Genomic DNA, 209 nt, shown 5'->3' with positions numbered 1-209 from the left:
CGGCGGCTTTGAGCGCGAGATAGGCGTCAGCCAGCGCGGGGGCGAGCTCTGCCGGGGTCGAATCGACGACAGTGACGCCGTGGCGCGTGAGCTGGTCCGCCGTGCGGCGGCGTTGTTCCTGGGCCTGGGTCGCGGCTGCTGCCTCGTAGACAGCATCGGCGGTACCCCGGGAGTTCGTCATCTTCTCTATGTAGGGATCGGCGACCGAG

At 68.9% G+C, this 209-nt stretch carries 1 pseudogene; it reads right to left on the bottom strand.

What is annotated here, in order from left to right:
* Window positions 1-209, bottom strand: a pseudogene (locus tag J0695_RS39425) (DUF58 domain-containing protein); the annotation flags it as partial.

It is taken from the genome of Streptomyces beijiangensis, from assembly GCF_017315755.1.
In the GTDB taxonomy this organism is placed as follows: domain Bacteria; phylum Actinomycetota; class Actinomycetes; order Streptomycetales; family Streptomycetaceae; genus Streptomyces; species Streptomyces beijiangensis.
This window is presented reverse-complemented; position numbering and strand designations above follow the sequence as displayed.